Origin of the sequence: Aeromonas sp. ZOR0001 (genome assembly GCF_000801015.1) — a bacterium.
GTDB classification, from domain to species: domain Bacteria; phylum Pseudomonadota; class Gammaproteobacteria; order Enterobacterales; family Aeromonadaceae; genus Aeromonas; species Aeromonas veronii.
The window spans coordinates 13,960-16,584 of sequence record NZ_JRJY01000033.1 but is presented as its reverse complement, the minus strand read 5'-3'; the positions used below and the strand labels follow the sequence as shown (position 1 = coordinate 16,584).

At 64.0% G+C, this 2,625-nt stretch carries 3 protein-coding genes and 1 pseudogene; all 4 read right to left on the bottom strand.

Features of this window, described 5'->3' with window-relative positions; all coding sequences use genetic code 11:
• On the bottom strand, positions 1-393 hold a 393-nt coding region (locus tag L972_RS21735), incomplete at its 3' end, for an SDR family NAD(P)-dependent oxidoreductase (RefSeq protein WP_047436019.1).
• Entirely contained in the window at positions 390-818 is a 429-nt protein-coding gene (locus L972_RS03260) for a nuclear transport factor 2 family protein (RefSeq protein ID WP_005343652.1), read from the bottom strand. The genes L972_RS03260 and L972_RS21735, both read right to left, overlap by 4 nt.
• A gap of 1 nt (position 819) precedes the next feature.
• The gene (gene phrB, locus L972_RS03255) at positions 820-2,241 is read right to left on the bottom strand and encodes a deoxyribodipyrimidine photo-lyase (protein WP_047435463.1); all 1,422 of its coding nucleotides are present in this window, start codon (positions 2,239-2,241) and stop codon (positions 820-822) included.
• Positions 2,238-2,625: pseudogene (locus L972_RS03250) on the bottom strand (MerR family transcriptional regulator); the annotation flags it as partial. The gene phrB and the pseudogene L972_RS03250, both read right to left, overlap by 4 nt.

The following is a 2,625-nucleotide window of genomic DNA, read 5'->3' as shown; positions in this document are numbered from 1 at the left end:
CCAGCTCACCGACGAGCTGACGATGGCCAGCCGAGATCCAGCCCCGAGCAACGGCAAGAAGGCGGCCAGCGCATGGCCGGTGGCGGTCAGATTGGTATCGATGACACGGGCAAACAGCTCGCTGTCAAACTCCTCCGCCACATCCATGTACTCGCAGTTGCCTGCGTTGAGGATCAGTAGATCGAGGGATGGCAGCGTAGCCGCCACCCCGCTCATTGCGGCCAGATCCCGGGCATCGAACTGCAGCGGCGTGATGCCGTGCAGCCCCAGCGCCTGCAGTCGTTCACCATCGCGGCCACAACCCCACACATGCCAGCCTGCCCGCCGGTAATCCAGCGCCAACTGGCGACCGATGCCGGAAGTCGCGCCTGTAATAAGCACCCGGCCGCTCATGCGCCAAGCCTCATCTTGATGGTGCGCACCACGGGCCCAAGCAGCGGCAACTGCTCGTAGAGCATGGCGCCCAAGTCAAAATAGTCCCTGTGCTGGCACACCTTGCCCGCCTCGTCGAATTCGAGGCGGGTGGCCCCCTCCACCGTCACCGGCTCACCACCACGCAATCTGGGGTGAGAGAAGGTCATAGTCCAGCCGAGCCAGGCCTGCTGCCCTTGTTGCTGCTGACTGGTGATGACGAAGCGACAGTAGGCGAGGCGCTGATAGAGGGCGGCAAAATAGTCGCCAAGGGCCGCCAGCCCCTCGATACGGTGGGCCGGATCGGTAAAGACCACCTGTTCGGCATAGACCTCGGGCAAGCGGTGCAACTGCTGTTTGTCCAGTTGCTGATAGAGGCCAATAAAGCGGGCCAGCGGCTCGTTCATCCTATTTCTCCAGAGAGCGAAACATCTCGATGGCTCTCACCCGGGCAACGGCGTGATCCACCATGGGTGCCGGATAATCCTGTCGTCCCTTGAGCCGCAGCCAGTCGTGGGGCTGATGCACATAAGCGGCGGGAATATCGGCCAGTTCAGTTACCCAGGTACGGATAAACTCCCCTTGTGGATCAAATCGTTGCCCCTGAGTGGTGGGGTTGAATACCCGAAAGTAGGGCGCCGCGTCGGCGCCGGTGCCCGCTGCCCACTGCCAGCCGCCGTTGTTGGCCGCCAGATCTCCATCGATGAGCCGACTCATGAAGTAATCCTCCCCGAGCCGCCAGTGGATATGGAGATCCTTGGTGAGAAAGCTCGCCACTATCATCCGCAGCCGGTTATGCATCCAGCCGGTGGCATTGAGACAGCGCATCGCCGCATCGACGATGGGGTAACCGGTACGCCCCTCGCACCAGGCGGCGAAGGCATCCGGATCCCAGCTCCACGGCAGCGCTGCGGTCTCCTGTTTGAAGGGGCGATTCATGGAGAGGGTCGGGATCAGCACCAGCAGGTGGCGATAGAACTCGCGCCAGATAAGTTCGTTGAGCCAGACAAAGCCGGGCTGAGTCTTGGACTGGGGCCGATAGCCGAGCCGCTGCTGGAGCGCCGCCACGCACTGACGGGGGCTGATGATGCCGGCCGCCAGATAGGGGGAGAGCACGGACGTGCCCGCGATGGCAGGAAAATCCCGGGTCTCGCCATAGTCGAGCACCGCCTGCTCCAGGAAAATGTTCAAACGACGCAGAGCTTCTGCCTCCCCCACTGGCCAGCGGGGAGCCGCCGTCAGCTCGCCGAGCGCCTCATCAACCCACGCACGTTCGGCCAGCGGCTGCCACGGCAACGACTCGCCACGGGGCGCTGGGGCGCGATGAATGACAAACCCCTCTTCATCGAGGGCCTTGAGCCAGGCTCGGCTGAAGGGGGTGAACACCTTGAACATCTCACCCGAGCCGGTCAGCACCCGCCCCGGCGGCAATACGCAACAGCCGTTGAGCCAGTGACAGCTCACTGCCTGCTCTGCCAGTGCGGCAGTGACGGCATGGTCGCGACGCTGCTCGTCGATCTCGATAGCCTGATTGGCATAGAGCTGGGTCACCCCCTGCTCACGGCAGAGGCTTGCCAACGCAGCGGGCGCCTCGGCAAAAGTCTCCACTCGCAGCAGATGGAGCGGGATGCCGAGCGCCGCCAGCTCGCGCCCCAACTCATCCACCTGCGCCAACATAAAGCGCTGACGGACGGGTGCCATTTTATGCTGCCGCCACTGGGCAGGAGAGATGATAAAGAGCGCGGCGACCGGTTCATCACCGGCGCAGGCATGCCGCAGCGCCGGGTTGTCGGCAAGGCGCAGATCGTTGCGAAACCAGACCAGCTTCATGATTTTTTCCTCCCGCGTCCGCTGGCGCCAGCCGCAGCAGGTGTATCTGCCATCAGCTCAGCAAGGCTCGCCTGCCAGCCATGGGCTTTAAGCCACTCATCGTCGTAGAGGCGCCCCAGTTCGCCAAACAGGCGTGTGCCGGCGGGCCAGCCGGTAGCCAGCTCCTGTTTGCCGAGCCCTGCCCCCAGTAGCACCAGCCAGGGGGTAACGGTACGCCCCTCAAGCAAGCTGGCATGGCGCGGCTCGACCGCCCCCAGCAGTTGCACCTCATAGCCCTGACCGATCAGCTCGTAGGCGGCCCAGACCAGATCGAGGGGGCCAACCTGTCCCCAGCTCGCCAGCGTGATCGGCACGCCCTTCTCCTGCTCGATCAGGTGGCGGGCG

Coding starts and splice junctions, on each gene's coding strand:
- L972_RS03260 (WP_005343652.1), bottom strand. CDS start 818: ATGAACGAGCCGCTGGCCCGCTTTATTGGCCTCTATCAGCAACTGGAC.
- phrB (WP_047435463.1), bottom strand. CDS start 2,241: ATGAAGCTGGTCTGGTTTCGCAACGATCTGCGCCTTGCCGACAACCCG.